The 645-nt window shown below is 60.5% G+C and carries 1 protein-coding gene and 1 pseudogene; both read right to left on the bottom strand.

Annotation, left to right across the window (positions count from 1 at the left end; genetic code table 11):
• Positions 1-188: pseudogene (locus ACX3P1_RS28285) on the bottom strand (hybrid-cluster NAD(P)-dependent oxidoreductase); the annotation flags it as partial.
• Between the two features lie 11 nt (positions 189-199).
• Positions 200-645, bottom strand: a 446-nt coding sequence (locus tag ACX3P1_RS28290; protein WP_459083143.1) for an SRPBCC family protein, incomplete at its 5' end; no start/stop codon positions are given.

A 645-nucleotide genomic window follows, 5' to 3' on the forward strand; every position in this document is an offset into this window, starting at 1 on the left:
ACGGGAAGCTCCAGCGTTATGAACTGGCCCGGCTTGTAGCGGAACCAGGTCTGGTTGTCCGAGCGGAAGCGGAAGGTTTTTACGTCGGGCGTCTCGTCGACGATGCCGATGACCTCCAGCACCTGGAGCTTGTCGTCCCACGGCGCCATCTCGTCGAGCTGTTTGTAGAGATTGACCGCCACGTTCATGGCCACTCTCCTTAAGCGGCGTTCCTTAAAGCGGAAACGACACCGTCGCCTTCGGCCAGCCTCGGCTCGATGAAGTTCGCGTACCACTGCACGAACTGGATGACGCCGCCCTCGTGCACCTCCGAGTAGGGCCCCGGCCGGTAGGCGGGCGAATGAATGCCCAGGGCGTTTTCCTCGATGATGCGGCGATCCTCGTCATTGGTGGCGGTCCACACGCGAGTGAGTTCGGCAAGATCGTAGTCGACCCCCTCCACCGCATCCTTGTGCACCAGCCATTTGGTCGTGACGGCCGTTTTCGAAGCACTAAGCGGCAACACACGGAAGGTAACGGCGTGATCGATGAGAACGTGATTCCAGGTCGTCGGGTAGTGATAGAGCAGCAGGGAACCGATCTTGTCCGCCGAAACGCTGTCGGACAGGTTCCTCTTCACGGCCGGCTTGCCGCTCATGGTAAAGC

It is taken from the genome of Mesorhizobium sp. A623, from assembly GCF_054489405.1.